At 61.6% G+C, this 14654-nt stretch carries 11 protein-coding genes and 1 riboswitch; of the genes, 8 read left to right on the top strand and 3 right to left on the bottom strand.

Translation table 11 applies throughout. The annotated features are described in order from the left end of the window. Nucleotides 1–71: 71 nt before the first annotated feature. Nucleotides 72–217: riboswitch (cobalamin riboswitch) on the bottom strand. A gap of 71 nt (nt 218–288) precedes the next feature. The 4 genes from QM609_RS18010 (at nt 289) to QM609_RS17995 (ending at nt 5396) form a co-directional block, all read left to right on the top strand. Further along, nucleotides 289–2409 (top strand): MMPL family transporter, encoded by a 2121-nt coding sequence (locus QM609_RS18010; protein WP_050654846.1) that lies wholly within the window; start codon nt 289–291, stop codon nt 2407–2409. A gap of 67 nt (nt 2410–2476) precedes the next feature. After that, a complete protein-coding gene (locus QM609_RS18005; RefSeq protein WP_228232554.1) occupies nt 2477–2944 on the top strand; it encodes a hypothetical protein in 468 nt (155 codons plus the stop codon). 284 nt (nt 2945–3228) lie between these two features. Further along, nucleotides 3229–3351: a hypothetical protein gene (locus QM609_RS18000; RefSeq protein WP_003940840.1), complete on the top strand. Its 123-nt coding sequence runs from the start codon at nt 3229–3231 to the stop codon at nt 3349–3351. Between the two features lie 50 nt (nt 3352–3401). Next, nucleotides 3402–5396, top strand: coding sequence for an SDR family oxidoreductase (locus QM609_RS17995; RefSeq protein ID WP_283337329.1), 1995 nt, complete (start codon nt 3402–3404; stop codon nt 5394–5396). Nucleotides 5397–5492: 96 nt separating this feature from the next. Here QM609_RS17995 and QM609_RS17990 read toward each other — a convergent pair whose 3' ends face one another. Both QM609_RS17990 and QM609_RS17985 read right to left on the bottom strand, forming a co-directional pair. Continuing rightward, nucleotides 5493–6221, bottom strand: coding sequence for a response regulator transcription factor (locus tag QM609_RS17990; RefSeq protein WP_007727444.1), 729 nt, complete (start codon nt 6219–6221; stop codon nt 5493–5495). Next, nucleotides 6218–7390, bottom strand: a complete 1173-nt coding sequence (locus QM609_RS17985) for a sensor histidine kinase (protein WP_283337328.1) — start codon at nt 7388–7390, stop codon at nt 6218–6220. The genes QM609_RS17990 and QM609_RS17985 overlap by 4 nt, the downstream gene beginning before the upstream one ends. A 298-nt stretch (nt 7391–7688) precedes the next feature. Between QM609_RS17985 and QM609_RS17980 the strand changes: the two genes are divergently transcribed. The 4 genes from QM609_RS17980 (at nt 7689) to QM609_RS17965 (ending at nt 12921) form a co-directional block, all read left to right on the top strand. Further along, nucleotides 7689–8774 (top strand): serine hydrolase domain-containing protein, encoded by a 1086-nt coding sequence (locus QM609_RS17980; protein ID WP_228232550.1) that lies wholly within the window; start codon nt 7689–7691, stop codon nt 8772–8774. A 228-nt stretch (nt 8775–9002) separates the two neighbouring features. Then, entirely contained in the window at nt 9003–10187 is a 1185-nt protein-coding gene (locus tag QM609_RS17975; protein WP_050657081.1) for a serine hydrolase domain-containing protein, read from the top strand. 99 nt (nt 10188–10286) lie between these two features. Next, nucleotides 10287–11483: a serine hydrolase domain-containing protein gene (locus tag QM609_RS17970; RefSeq protein ID WP_228232546.1), complete on the top strand. Its 1197-nt coding sequence runs from the start codon at nt 10287–10289 to the stop codon at nt 11481–11483. A 295-nt stretch (nt 11484–11778) separates the two neighbouring features. Then, nucleotides 11779–12921, top strand: a complete 1143-nt coding sequence (locus QM609_RS17965; protein ID WP_238588030.1) for an MFS transporter — start codon at nt 11779–11781, stop codon at nt 12919–12921. A gap of 93 nt (nt 12922–13014) precedes the next feature. Here the strand turns inward: QM609_RS17965 and QM609_RS17960 are convergent, their stop codons facing one another. After that, nucleotides 13015–14640: an N-acyl-D-amino-acid deacylase family protein gene (locus QM609_RS17960; RefSeq protein WP_007727452.1), complete on the bottom strand. Its 1626-nt coding sequence runs from the start codon at nt 14638–14640 to the stop codon at nt 13015–13017. Nucleotides 14641–14654: the final 14 nt, after the last annotated feature.

Here is a 14654-nt window from a genome sequence, read left to right as displayed (position 1 = left end):
CAACTCCGCCCGCACGCTGATCCTCGGCCAGAGCTCCTGCTGGACTTCCTTTTCGTAGACCACGACGAATGGATGTCGCACACCGCGCGGCGGGTAATCGGGCTTGCCGACACTCGGTGACTACCGAGAATCGACCTACCGTTGCGGGTCAGCGCCGGATTCGGACCGGCTTCCCCCACACGCGTGGCTTGCAAGTGCTTCGAGCAGTATGCATGACGTTTCCGATTCAAGACCAAACGCCCACTACAGTCGATCTGGCCAGACGCCCCCACACACCGGAGTTGATACATGACACGCTGGGCCCAAACCGTCGTCGCCCGGAAATGGTGGGTACTGAGCCTCGCGGTTCTGATAGTTCTCATCAGTGGGGTGTGGGGACTCGGAGTGTTCGGCAAGCTCAGCCAGGGCGGCTTCATCGATCCGGGCAGCGACTCCGCGAAGGTCGCCGACATCATCGAAGACAATCTCGGACCGCAGACCCCGGACATCATCGCGATCTACTCGCCCATGGACGGCAAGACTCTGGACGACATCGGGCCGGCAGTGACAGCCGCCGTCGACCAGTTCAAAACCGAAGTGCCGACCGCTTCGGTGAAATCGTATTGGGGAACAGACGCCGCAGCGAAGGCCAGCCTGCTCTCGAACGACGGATCCATGGCGGCCGTCGCGATCACGTTGGCACCGGACTCGGGCGTCACGCCGGCCACTTTCGCCGATCTCTTGCCGAAGCTCGAAGTCGAAGGTGCCGAGGCACAATTCGCGGGTAACACCGTCGTCGGCGTCGCATTCAACACCAAGCTCGAGAAGGACCTGGTGGTCGCCGAAGCCATCGCCATTCCGATCACTCTGGTGCTGTTGGTCTTCATCTTCGGCGGCATCGTCGCTGCTGCCGTGCCCGTGTTCGTGGGTGTACTCAGTGTCCTGAGCGCTTTGGCCGTTCTGCGAATCCTCACGCTGATCACCGATGTGTCCTCGTTCTCGATCAACGTCGCTTCTCTTCTCGGGTTGGGACTGGCCATCGACTACGGACTGTTCGTGGTCGGTCGGTTCCGTGAAGAACTGAATTCGGGCTCGGACCCGGGAGCGGCTGCTCAGCGGACAGTTCTGACGGCGGGTCGCACCGTCATGTTCTCGGGTCTACTGCTGATCTGTGCGTTCAGCGGCATGCTCGTATTCCCGCAGGCCGTCATCCGGTCTTTGGGTTTCGGTGCGATCGCCGCGGTATTGAGCGCGGCAGTTCTGTCGCTGACCGCTGTGCCTGCGCTGCTTGCCATTCTGGGGCATCGCATCAACGCCCTGACGTGGCGCAAGGATGCGGCGCAACGCGGCGAGGAACGCTCGCGCAAGTTCTGGGGCCGCGTCGTCACGTGGGTGATGAAGCGTCCGGTCGCAGTCTCGGTGACGATCGTGGCTGTGCTGCTCGTGATGGCCTCGCCGCTGCTCGGCGCCCGGCTGGGAGAACTCTCGTACACCGCACTACCGGACAACGACCCCGCTCGCGTCGCGATGGACACGTTGGTCAACGACTTCCCGCAAACCGGAAACGGCGCAACGATGATCCTTCAGGCCGAGGACGGGAACACTCTCACCCCGGCCGAAGGTGCAGCGATCGCCGAGTCCGCCGGTCGAGTCGAGGGCATCGGTCAGGCGACCGTCGTCGCGAGCACCAATCAACTCGTCGCGGTTCAGGCTCTCTACAGCGAGGGCTCTACACCCCAATCACAGAGCGCCGCAGTGACAGATCTGCGTGCGATCTCCGCTCCCGACGGAACGGTGCTGCTTGTCGGCGGCGGTCAAGCCATGGTCGACGACGGCAACAACGCCGTCCTGCATTGGCTACCGGTGATGATCCTCATCATGGTCGGATCCACCCTGATCCTGTTGTTCCTCGCGTTCGGTTCGGTGGTGCTGCCGATCAAGGCGGTGCTGATGGCAGCCCTGAGCCTCGCGACCACCTTCGGTGTCCTCACCTTCGTCTTCCAGGACGGACACGGCGTCGAACTCCTCGGGGTCAGTCAAACTCCGCTGGAGGCTACGTTTGTCGTGCTCATCCTGGCGGTGGTCTTCGGATTGTCCACGGACTACGAGGTTTTCCTGATGTCACGAATGGTCGAGGCCAAGAACGCGGGAGCGACGACAGAGGAAGCGGTCAAGTTCGGAACCGAGCGCACCGGCCGCATCGTGACGGCTGCCGCCTTACTCCTGATAGTGGTGACGGGGGCCTTCGCAATGTCAGGGCTGTCAGTGATGAAGTTCCTGGGCGTCGGCATGATCGTCGCGCTGATCGTCGACGCGACCATCATCCGCATGTTGCTCGTGCCCTCGCTCGTGAAGCTGATGGGCGAAGCGAACTGGTGGGCTCCTGTGTGGATGAAAAAGGTTCACGCGAAGGTCGGCATCGGCCACTGATCGCGACTGGATCATGTCGCTGAAGAGTGCCTGGGATCCTGCGGAGAGCCGTGTTTGACTAGGGGTCGTGGGTGACTTACCTGAGAGTGTTGTGGTCGGCTCAGCAGTGTTTTCGCGTGTCGACTCGGACGATTCGTTGGCGTGCTGGACATCGATCATCGATGTCCAGGGGGTCGGTGACTCCAGGCCGGTGAGTCTGGTTATCGAGCCGGCCACCGTGCCGGAGTCTGCGGTGTGTGAGCTCGCTGCGACCGTGATGGCCCGGTTCGGTGAGTTTGCCGAAGTCGCCGCCGATTACCTGCGTCAACAGCTGCGTGGGCCACAGTTCGGCCTCCGCCACTCCGAACTCGTGGAGTTGGACGCCACGGAGTCACTGTTCGGCGAACCTGAGGCGGTGATCTGGGCTGACGGAACCTGGCTGCTGCGGTTCGCTGAGTCAAGGCTCGAGATGGCCGATCCTTTCGGGATCGGTGTTCTGTTCGAAGGAACGACCCCGTATGCGGTCGAGGACTTGTCGGGCGCTGAACCGGCCTAGGGTTTGCCGGCCTGGCCACTCCATCGCCTCGACGATGGTGCGCCGGTCTACTGGCGGACGGCGCATGGCCTTCACACCCTCGGAACAACGGCCGCCCACATCTCATCCGAAATCACGTCACGCGACGCAAGGACGAGCGCGCACCCCACTGCGCCCGAAACTCTTCAGCAACAGACCTAGTGGATTTCCCTGATCGGGCAGTCGTCCTCGAGGATGACTGCCCGATCGTCTAAATCGCTCCGCAGGGCGATGTTCTCCGAAGCTGATTTCGTCAGACTTGGAGCATGACAATTTTCGAATGGATCCTTGCAATCCCCGCTCTTGCGCTTGCCGTCGCGTTCTTGTTCTCCGGAATCATCTCCGCGGGCATCGACTTCGACGCCGAGGACGGGGTCATGACGCATTGATGTTCGTTTCCCTCTAGCCGCTGATCTTACTTTGGAGTAAGTTACCGACTATGGCCACATACATCGTCACTGGCGGTACCGGATTTCTCGGACGAGCTGCACTGCCACTCCTGCTCGAGCGTGATCAAACTGCTCAGATCCGTGTGCTGGTCAGAGCCGGTTCTGTCGCCAAACTCGAAGAACAGGTGTCGGCAATTCCCGGCGGCGATCGCGTGCATCCGCTCATTGGAGATCTGACCGAGCCTGGGCTGGGCATCGATTCTCCCCCACCTGCCGACCACGTCCTTCACCTCGGCGCGATCTACGACATCACCGCCGGAGACGAGCAGGCTTCGACGAATGTCGAGGGCACACGCTCCGTGGTCGAACTTGCTGCGAAACTGGGAGCCACCCTTCATCACGTGTCATCGGTCGCAGTCGCAGGCGACTATCCGGGCACGTTCAGCGAGACCGATTTCGATTGCGGCCAAGGCTTTCCGACGCCCTACCACCGAACCAAGTTCGAGGCCGAGAAGCTCGTTCGAGAACGAGAAGGCCTCACCTGGCGTGTTTATCGGCCGTCTGCCGTGGTCGGCAACTCCGTCACCGGGGAGATGGACAAGATCGACGGTCCGTACTACTTGTTTCCAGGACTGGCGCTACTCGCGAAACTACCTGCAGCACTCCCCGTCCCGATCCCCAACCTCGGCGCAACCAATGTGGTGCCCGTCGATTACGTAGCCGCCGCCCTCGTCGAATTGATGCACGCGCCCGGCCACGACGGCGAAGCATTCCATCTCGTGAATCCGAAACCTCAACCGGTACGCGAAATCTATGCCGGACTCGCCAAGGCCGCCGGAGCGCCCCGGCCCGCACTCAGCCTGCCGGGCGTGATCGCCAAACCCTTTGTCTCGCCATTGCCGATGGATTCGGCAGAATCGGCGCGGAAGGTCTTCCTCGATCGCATCGGCATGCCTGCAGCATTACTCGACAACATGACGATGGCGCCGACATTCACCTCCGCGAGAACCGTTGCCGCCCTGGCCGGATCAGGACTGGCGGTCCCCGAGTTCGGGTCGTACTCCACTGTGTTGTGGAAGTACTGGCGCGCAAACCTCGATCCCAATCGCGCACGACGTAACAGTCCCGAAGGACCACTCGTCGGTCGGATCGTTCTGATCACCGGAGGCTCTTCCGGAATCGGCAAGGCATCGGCCATTGCCGCCGTTCAGAAGGGCGCCACCGTTCTCCTGATCGCACGCCGCACCGACGAACTCGATGCCGCAGTACAGGAGATTCGATCAGCCGGAGGCAAGGCGTTCGGTTACCCCTGCGACATCACCGACGACGAGTCGGTCCAGCACACGATCAAAAGCATTCTGACAGAACACGATCACGTAGACATGTTGGTAAACAACGCCGGCCGATCCATCCGGCGCGGCATTTACCACTCCACTGATCGTTTCCACGACTACGAACGAACGATGGCCGTGAACTACTTCGGCGCTGTGCGATTGGTGCTCGCCTTGTTACCGACCATGCGTTCTCGCCGCTTCGGCCACATCGTGAACATCAGCAGCGCGGGAGTCCAGGCGGCAACGCCTAGATTCTCGGCCTACGTGGCGAGCAAGGCCGCCCTCGACGGTTTCTCGGACGTAGCCGCCTCTGAAACCCTGGCGGACGGAATCACTTTCACGACCATCCACATGCCGCTGGTCGAAACACCGATGATCGCTCCGACCGGCGAATACAACAACGGCCCGATCACCAGCCCGGAAAAGGCTGCGGCAATGGTGATCCGCGCGCTGATCGACCGCCCCAAACGCATCGACGTACCACTGGGAACCCTGGGTGATCTGGGAACCCTGTTCGCACCGCACACCAAGGACCGAATTCTCAACCAGATGTACCAGGCCTTCCCCGATTCTCCGGCGGCAAAGGGTCAGGTAGACAAGGAAACTCCGGCAGACGCTCCGGCAACACCGGCGCGACAGCACCACTCGCGCTCGCGCATCCGCAAACTCGGCCGTCGTGCCGCCCGACTCGTGCCCGGTACGCACTGGTGACCGGTGGTGTGACTTCGTCTCGGAGCGTTTCGGCAAGAGGAACGGATCTGTAGGTTCAGTCGGCGAATCCTCACCGGGTCACGCTGACAAAATCAATCAACCGCCAGTTGCACAGGGTTCCGTATCGGTGCCTGACCCCGGGACCACCAGACCAGACTCGTAGGCGATGACGACAGCGTGCGTCCGATTCTGAGCACCGAGCTTTGCCAGCACGTTCCCGACATGCGTTTTCACTGTCTCCAGGCTCACAACCAGAACCTGAGCAATATCCGAGTTGCACAGCCCGGTGGCCATCAACCGCAATACCTCTTCCTCCTTTGCTGTCAGCGCTGCATTCGGGAACGCCTCAGCGGAGACCAACGGGCGGGGCGTAACCATCCGGCGTAGCGCGGCAGGGAACAGGATCACTTCGCCCGCCGCCACCACACGTACTGCCGCTGCGATCTGCGGGACTGGGAGCCGCTTCAGCACGAAGCCACTCGCGCCCGCACTGAGTGCGGCCGTGACGTAGCCATCGTTTTCGAAAGTGGTGATTACCAAGACTTTCGGCGGTTCGGTGCACTCGGCCTGGAGGTGCCGAGTTGCCTCTATTCCGTTGCGCAACGGCATCCGCACGTCCATCAGCACCACATCCGGACGAAGTTGCCGCGAAAGCTCCACTGCTTCGATACCGTCGGAAGCCTCGCCGACGACCACAATCCCGGGCTGAGCTGCGAGCAGCATACGCAGGCCGCTGCGGGTAACGTCGTCGTCATCCGCAATCAGCAGGGTGACTGGCATGCTTGCAGGTTTGGCGGCGTCCTCACTCCAATTGGCTTCGGTCATCGTGCCACCCGGACCGGCAACTGAACACTCAATCGCCAGCCCTGGGCTCCGTCCGGTCCAGCCTTGAACTCACCGTTCAAGAGTCGCACGCGCTCGGCCAAACCTGCCAGGCCGCGCCCTGATCTTCGAACTACGTCTGCCTTTCCCCCGGTCACTGCCCCGATGCTGTTGACCACTCTGAGCTCGACGCTCTCCGAGCCGACTGCCACCGTGATTTCGATCGGCCCGCTGTCCCCGTGCCGCAGAGCATTGGTCGTCCCCTCTTGCAGGATCCGGTACGCCGCGCGAGAGAGTGTCCCCTGGATATGTGAAAGGTCACCCGACAGGTTCACCTCCACAACCGCCCCCGCATGCCGCAACCGATCAATTAACGCAGGCAAGTCCGACAGCGTCCGAGAAGGTACAGCCCCAGGCCTCTCCTCGCGAAGTACACCCAGTACGTAGTCCAGGTCCTCGAGCGCTGCCCGTGTCGACTCCTCGATGCTACGCATGGCGGCCCTCGCTGCGGCAGGATCGGAGGCAAGCACCTCGCCGGCCACCGCCGCCTGGATCGTGGCGGCGGTGAGCGTGTGTCCGATCGAGTCGTGCAACTCGTGAGCGACCCGATTACGTTCGGCCAGTTGCAGTTCACGTTCTTCCGCCAGCGCGAGCCGTTCAGCCGTGGACGGCCCCAACAGTCGTGGCGCCAGCCATCTCAGCAGTGTTGCCACCAGGACACAAATTCCTACCGCAAGCAGGAGGCAGCCGGCCGCCACGACCCAGGTCCATCCACCCGTCACGTCAACCGACGTATCGAACAGACTGATTCGCGCCGTGCCGCCGAGCCAGTTCCCCGGGAGCGAAATCCCCATGATGAAAAGGACGCTGGTCGCGAGCGCCGCCAGCCAACCCACCATGACATGCAGGACAATCCAGAGCGGGGCCCGCCAGCGATCAATGTCCGAGAGGTTAGGAGTACGGTGTCCGAGCGCTGGACTCGGCAGCGACACCTGCAGCAGTCGGCGGGCAGAAACGATGAGCGCGCGTCGCACAGGATGCACCAGGCCGAGTGCTCCTACCAAAGTCACCCATATGAGCAGGACCGAAAGCACCCGGACGAACTCGGGTGCGGATTGCCACGCGAGAGCAGGCAACATCGCAACCACCAGAAGTGGCAGGCTTGCCAACACACCACAAAAGGCGAAAAGTACAGCTGAGTATGTAGAGCCCCGCATCAGCGGTCGTAGTCCGGTGATCATGATTCGACAAGTATGACTGGGCCGCTCGGCGATGGCCTCCCCCGATCGAGGGAGATGGTTTTCCCGCGTCGGAGCGATGCGCGACCAATTCTCCAGCAGACAGGATCGTGTCCAGACCGATCAATCTCTCCAAGGAGTTCTACTGATGCGCCGCCACAGTCGACAGGGCCAGCCTCCCTCACCCCAAAGACAAAGCCGGAAACGGCACCGCGCCCTCTGTTCCGTCGCAATGACTCTCAGCGTGGTCACCCTCGGTGCGTGCTCGTCGTCCGCCGATACCGTCGCTGCGCGGCACGATGCGGTTCAACGCTCCCTCGACGCGCTGGTGAGCGAGGACGGACTACCCGCCGCCCTCGCAAGCATCCAAGACCGAAACGGCAACTCCCACAACTACACCGCAGGAGTCGGTGACCTGACCACCGGATCAGAGGTACCCCCCAACGGCCAGATACGAATCGGCAGCAACACCAAAACCTTCACCGCAGTAGTGGTCCTGCAACTGGTCGCCGAAGGAAAGATCGAACTCGACACCCCCATCGAGACCTACCTACCCGGACTCGTCCGCGGAGACGGGATCGACGGCCACAACATCACCATCCGCCAACTCCTCCAACACACCAGCGGACTCCCCAACTACAGCAACTACCTGGAAGACGAAGTCCGATATTACGACCCACGCGAACTTCTCGACATCGCGCTCGAACATCCTGCCGACTTCGCCCCCGGAACGAGTTGGAAGTACAGCAACACCAACTACGTCCTCGCCGGCCTACTCGTACAGAAGATCACTGAAAAACCCCTCGCCGAGGAGATGAACCGGCGAATCTTCGCGCCGATCGATCTGCAGCACACATACTTTCCTGAACCATACGACGAGAAGATCTCGGAACTTCACCCCCGCGGCTACTACCGGGAGTCATCGGACGCGCCTCCCGTCGACATCACAGAGATAGACCCCTCGTGGGGATGGGCCGCAGGGCAATTGATCTCCACCACCTCGGACCTCAACCAGTTTCTCCACGCACTCCTCGACGGACGACTGCTCCCCGCAGCCCAACTCGACCAGATGCGCACTACCGTCCCCGCGGAGGAAACCTTCGGACCCGATGCCCGCTACGGACTTGGATTGGTCAGCCGCCCGCTACCGTGTGGCGGCCTGTCCTGGAGCCACGGCGGCAGTTTCCCTGGATACGAGACACGCGGGGGCGCTACCGACGACGGACGCGAAGCGAACATCGCGGTCAGCATGCAAGTAGTCGACGACGCCACCCGGAGAAAACTCGAACACGCGGTGGATATCGCCCTTTGTCGCTGAGGCCTCCTGTCAATCACCAAAGGCCGCCTACTCCGAAATAGCTCGTCAAACCGACAGTATCGGCCGCGAGACGCCGGACTCCGAGGTGCAGCCAGCTACACCCCGTACGCTCCGGCACGCACCACCGAGAGACTGCACTTCGCACCATGGAGGACGCGTACGCACGTCAATACTGTTCTCTGCATGTGGAACTCACCACGAGATTCGACGAACAGGAGACCACAACCAATGACCACCCTTCGACGTCGCCCCCTGCTCACCGTGCTTCCGGCAGTCACCGCTGCAGCCCTCATATTGGGCGTGAGCGGATGTGGTGACACCACTGACTCCACTGATTCCACTCGGCAAAGCGACGCTGCCGTGCAACAGGCGCTCGACGGCGTCATCGAGCAGGGGATCCCCGGCGCACAACTCGTGATCTCCGACCCGTCGCGGGGCACTCGCATCATTCGTGCAGGAATGGGAAACACCGCCACCGGCGAGCCTATCCCCGATGATGCGCGGGTCCGAATCGGCAGCAACACAAAGGCCTTCGTCTCGACCGTCGTCATGCAACTCGTCGACGACGGACTGCTCGACCTCGATATGAGCATCGAGCACTACCTGCCCGGAACGGTCGTAGGCAACGGGAACGACGGCAACCGAGTCACCATTCGAGATCTCTTGCAGCACACCAGTGGACTGACGGACTACCTCGCCGCCGGCGGAGCACGGCCGGAAGACATCAAGCCCGGCCAGCTGCTGGTGGGGACAAGCGCACAACCACCGGAGCACTTCTCCCCCACTGAACTGGTCGATATCGCGATGTCTCTTCCACCCGGCCCGGCAGCCAAAGACAAGGCTGTCTATTCGAACACGAACTACATTCTGCTCGGGATGCTCATCGAGAAGGTCACAGGACGCCCTGCCGCGCAGGAGATCACCACCCGCATAATCGATCCGCTCGGACTGATGGACACCTATTTTCCCGCCTCCCGCGAGACACAGATCCGCGGTTCTCATGCACAGGGCTATCACCCGATTTACGGCATTCAGGTCGATGTCACCGATGGCGACGTGTCGTGGGCCGACACCGCAGGTGCGATGGTCGCAACGGGCGCCGACCTCAACACTTTCTTCACGGCTTTGCTACGCGGCGATCTCGTCTCGAATGACAGGCTCGCCGAGATGAAACACACCGTGCCGTTCGACAGGAGCCCGCAGGACAGCTACGGACTCGGACTAGTCCGCGTGAACAGCTACTGCGGGAAGGAGATCTGGGGTCACGGCGGCGGAATTCCCGGCTTCGGCACCTCGGGCGGAGTCGATACCACAGGACGCGCTGTGACTCTCACCCTCAATCACATCCCGATGAGCGAGGACGCCTTCGTAGCAGCACAGCGAGTTGTCGACGCAGCGATGTGCGAGAAGTGAAGGAAACATGTTCGTGCACGACTTCGCACGCAACATCGAACAACAATTCTTCCCGAGCGAACGATGTCCCGAACCTACCAATCCTCAGGAGTTCTACTGATGCGTAACAATATTCGAAAGGGCTTCCCTTCCTCAGATCGCCGGCAGGACCGCAAACGGCACCGGACCTTTTCGGTCGTTGCCGCGGCGGCCCTCGGTGCCATGACGCTGGCGTCCTGCTCGCCGTCATCCGCCCTCAGTCCCGATACCGTCGGTTCTTCCTCCACCGAGTCCGACGCGGTTCAACGCTCCCTCGACGCGCTGGTGAGCGAGGACGGACTACCCGCCGCCCTCGCAAGCATCCAAGACCGAAACGGCAACTCCCACAACTACACCGCAGGAGTCGGTGACCTGACCACCGGATCAGAGGTACCCCCCAACGGCCAGATACGAATCGGCAGCAACACCAAAACCTTCACCGCAGTAGTGGTCCTGCAACTGGTCGCCGAAGGAAAGATCGAACTCGACACCCCCATCGAGACCTACCTACCCGGACTCGTCCGCGGAGACGGGATCGACGGCCACAACATCACCATCCGCCAACTCCTCCAACACACCAGCGGACTCCCCGATTACGGAATACACGTCAATGACGAAGAGATCAGATACCGCTACGCCGACCCCCACGATTTGCTCGACGTCGCGTTCCAACACCCCGCCGACGCACCGCCCGGAACGAGTTGGGGGTACAGCAACACCAACTACATTCTGGCCGGCCTACTCGTACAGAAGGTTACCGGCCGCCCCCTCGCCGAGGAGATGAATCGACGTATCTTCGCGCCGATCGGCCTGCGCGACACCTACTTCCCACCCCCGGGAGACATGACCATCCGGGGTCCCCATCCCAAGGGATACCACCGCACCGCACCAGACAGCCCACTGAGTGACGTCACAGAGATGGACCCGTCGTGGGGATGGGCCGCAGGGCAGCTGATCTCCACCACCTCGGACCTCAACCAGTTCCTCTACGCGCTACTCGACGGACGACTGCTCCCCGCAGCCGAACTCGACCAGATGCGTACCACCGTCCACGTCGGCGGGCCCACCGGACTCGAGTACGGCCTCGGCCTCACCAGCAGGACTCTCTCGTGCGGCGGGGTCTACTGGGGCCATGGCGGCGACATAGTCGGTTACGAGACCCGCGGCGGCATCACCGACAACGGGCGCGCCCTAAACCTTGCGGTGACTGCTCTTCCCACGACTGCGTCCGCCACGCAACACGTCGTAGACACCGTGGACAGAGCTTTGTGCAGTTAAAGCTCTGGTGACAGCGTCACCCGGAATCTCACCCGAGTGACGCTGTACCGCCCGACGAAACATTCGGTCGGTTATTGGCCGAACGGACCAATGCGGCCTACGTGTCCGCTGCCACACTTCATCAGTCCATGCGGCACAACGCAATTCAGGAGGCATGATGAAGTCGGAACGCGCCACAGTTGAGGAACCCTCGCATAGCGGCGGCAAGTCGATACAAAACATATTGGACAACAAGTCAATTCGTCGAACAACGACTATGACTGTTGGGCTGCTCAGTACGATCTGGATGATCGACATGATAGATCGCGTGATGATCGGGCTTGCACTGCCGATGATCGGAGACGAATTCTCCCTCAGTAATACGCAATTGGGCGGAGTCGTGTCGATCTTCGCCATCTTTTACATGCTCGGGCAGGTCCCCGGCGGCATGCTGGCCGACCGATTCGGACCCCGGCCACTGTTGATCGTTGCGTTGATCCTGTGGTCGGTGTTCACCGCACTGACAGGATTCGCCTGGGGACTCGTCTCGCTGATGGTCATGCGTGCGATGTTCGGGCTCAGCCAGGGTCTCTTCCCAGCAGCGTCGTTCAAAGCTCTGGCTGAGCGAACCCGTCCGAAAACTCGCGCCACGGCCATGGGCTTCATGATCGGTGCAAACAACCTGGGCCCCGGCATCGCACCATTGATCATCGCCCCAGTTCTCATGGCCGTCGGTTGGCGGGACGCATTTTGGCTGGTGGCCATAGTCGGCGCCGTGATCGGCACAGTCGTCTGGTTGGTGCTCCCGGCGCCGCTGGACACAGAGATCACGGAAGATCCGGAGGCCGCACTGCAACCGCTCGCCCGTGAACACTCACGCGCCGCGGTATTCAAGTCCGTTTCGGTCTGGAAGTTCGCACTTCTGTTCTGCCTGGCTAACATGGCCGGATATGGGCTGTTGACCTGGGTGCCGAGCTACCTCCTCAACGAAAAGGGGCTCTCGCTGATCGATACGGGAATCTTCGCGGCGATCCCGTTCATCGTCACGGCATTGGCCATCGTCGTCGGTGGACGTCTGGTGGACAAGTACTTTCACGACAGCGCGCGCATTCTGCTCGTTCCGTGCATGGCCACCTCCGCCATTCTGCTGTTCTTGATGACTACCACCGATACCGTCGCGATGTTCACGTTCTATCAAACCCTCGCGATGGGCGTCAGCGGACTGTGCTCGATGTCGATCTTCGCCCTCCCGTTGCGGGCATTGCCTGCCGAATTCCTCGGTTCCGGAATGGGTTTGATCAACGGTTGTGGACAGCTCGCCGGTTTCATCACCCCCCTCGTGATGGGATGGATGGTGGACCAGTTCTCGTACATGGCCGCGTTCGGAGTCCTGGTCGGCGCGACGGCTGCGGCGGCTCTGGTGGCCATGATCGTTCCGCAAACCCCGGCGAAATTCTGAGGGCTCTCACGTGGTCCGGCGAAGTGGCCGCTGAAGGGTCGTTCCCGGCAGTGGCCGCTTCGCCGATCCGGAGCTGACCCCGGTGCCAGCTCGTCACCTCACTGCATCGAACCCGTTGCGCGAGCGCCGAAGTGCGCGCCCTGCAAGCATCCCCGTCGGCACCCCGTCCGACAGTGCCGGTTGCCCATTGACCACAACGTGCCGCATTCCGGTCGCATACACTCTTGGGTTGTCGTATGTCGCGAGATCCTCTACCTGCGAGGGGTCAAAGATCGCCAGATCGGCGTATCCCCCTGGCGCAATGTAGCCCCGCTTCGCCAAACCGAAGTTTTCAGCAGGAAGGCTGGTCATTCGGCGAACGCATTCCTCGACTGATTGCCCGCCAATGCCGCGGGTGTAGCGGCTCAGAATACGGGCGAAAGTTCCGAATGAACGGGGGTGGACGGGTTGCCCCGCGAAAAGGGTCTCCGTGCTTTGAGCATCGGCATCGGAACCAACCGAAACCCAGGGACGCTCGAAGGCAGTTCGCGTGTTGTCCTCCGACGCAATGAAATAGGCAGCCTCGGCTGTGGGGAGAGCGTCGAGAACAGCCAGTATGGTGTCTACCGGGTCGTGATGCCCCATCCTCCGAGCAATAGATCCCAGAGCTTCCCCCGCTCGGATCCCGAGTGCCGGTACCTCGGACAAGATCGTCACCCCATCGGCGCCTCCGGACGCAGCGTAGAGATTCTCCCAGTCCTCGTCCTCACGATGGATCCTCTCGCGGATCTGCTCTCGGACACCGGTCGAGTTCAGGTGCGTGCGCCCGGCCGTCGTGTCACGACACCGAAACTCCGGTGGCAACGCGGCACTGAGCAGCGTGTTCCCCGCCTCGTACGGATATACGTCCGCGGTGATTCGCACACCGTCCTCGCGAGCCGACTCAACCAATTGCAAGGCCTCGGACATTTTGTGCCAGTGCGACTTACCAGCAACCTTGAGGTGGTAGATCTCCCCGCGCGCTCCTGTCGTTCGAGCGATATCGACCAGTTCCTCGATGCTTTCGAGAAACCTCTGCCCTTCGCTTCGGAGATGGCAGATATGGACGGCATCGTGTCTGGCGAGCACCTGCGAAAATGCTCGCAACTCGCCGGAATCCGCATAGCTTCCGGGTGGATAGATCAGAGCCGAACCCACTCCGAGAGCTCCATTTTCAAGCTCCTCGTCGAGCAGGGCACACGCTTCGGCCAGCTCTTGTTCACTCAACAGGCGATTGTCCACACCCGCAACCACCATGCGCAGATTCGCCGCGCCGACGAAGCTCGCCACGTTGAAACCGACGCCGTTCGTCTCCAAGGATTCGAGAAAATCATGCAACCTCGGCCAATGTGATTGCACCCCAGTTGGAATCGCGCCCAATCCGAGCATCGCCGGAGTCATCGAACCCGTGACCGGTCCGAGAGACACGCCTTCACCGAAGACCTGGGTTGTGACCCCCTGATACAAGTCCGACAATCCTCGTGGGTCTTGCTGCAGCGTGAGGTAACTATGGCTGAGCACATTCACAAAACCGGGAGCCACCATGCAACCGCGAGCATCGATGTCGATCGCCCCCGGCACAGCACCGATCGTTCCGACTTCCACGATCGTGTCACCGGAGATCGCAACATCCGCTTTCCTGGGCGGGCTCCCTCTACCATCGAGCACAGTCCCGTCCCGAACGACGATTGTCGGCAGCATCACGTCTCCTCCAC

It is taken from the genome of Rhodococcus sp. IEGM 1302, assembly GCF_030056935.1.
GTDB lineage: Bacteria > Actinomycetota > Actinomycetes > Mycobacteriales > Mycobacteriaceae > Rhodococcus_F > Rhodococcus_F qingshengii.
Note: the sequence above shows the minus strand (reverse complement) of the source record. Positions and strands in the feature narration are given on the sequence as shown.

What these genes read in the sequence shown, in the direction of transcription:
- QM609_RS17980 (WP_228232550.1), top strand. Translation starts at nt 7,689, where the DNA reads ATGACTCTCAGCGTGGTCACCCTCGGTGCGTGCTCGTCGTCCGCCGAT.
- QM609_RS17965 (WP_238588030.1), top strand. Translation starts at nt 11,779, where the DNA reads ATGATAGATCGCGTGATGATCGGGCTTGCACTGCCGATGATCGGAGAC.
- QM609_RS17960 (WP_007727452.1), bottom strand. Translation starts at nt 14,640, where the DNA reads ATGCTGCCGACAATCGTCGTTCGGGACGGGACTGTGCTCGATGGTAGA.
- QM609_RS17990 (WP_007727444.1), bottom strand. Translation starts at nt 6,221, where the DNA reads ATGACCGAAGCCAATTGGAGTGAGGACGCCGCCAAACCTGCAAGCATG.
- QM609_RS18000 (WP_003940840.1), top strand. Translation starts at nt 3,229, where the DNA reads ATGACAATTTTCGAATGGATCCTTGCAATCCCCGCTCTTGCGCTTGCC.
- QM609_RS18010 (WP_050654846.1), top strand. Translation starts at nt 289, where the DNA reads ATGACACGCTGGGCCCAAACCGTCGTCGCCCGGAAATGGTGGGTACTG.
- QM609_RS17995 (WP_283337329.1), top strand. Translation starts at nt 3,402, where the DNA reads ATGGCCACATACATCGTCACTGGCGGTACCGGATTTCTCGGACGAGCT.
- QM609_RS17970 (WP_228232546.1), top strand. Translation starts at nt 10,287, where the DNA reads ATGCGTAACAATATTCGAAAGGGCTTCCCTTCCTCAGATCGCCGGCAG.
- QM609_RS17975 (WP_050657081.1), top strand. Translation starts at nt 9,003, where the DNA reads ATGACCACCCTTCGACGTCGCCCCCTGCTCACCGTGCTTCCGGCAGTC.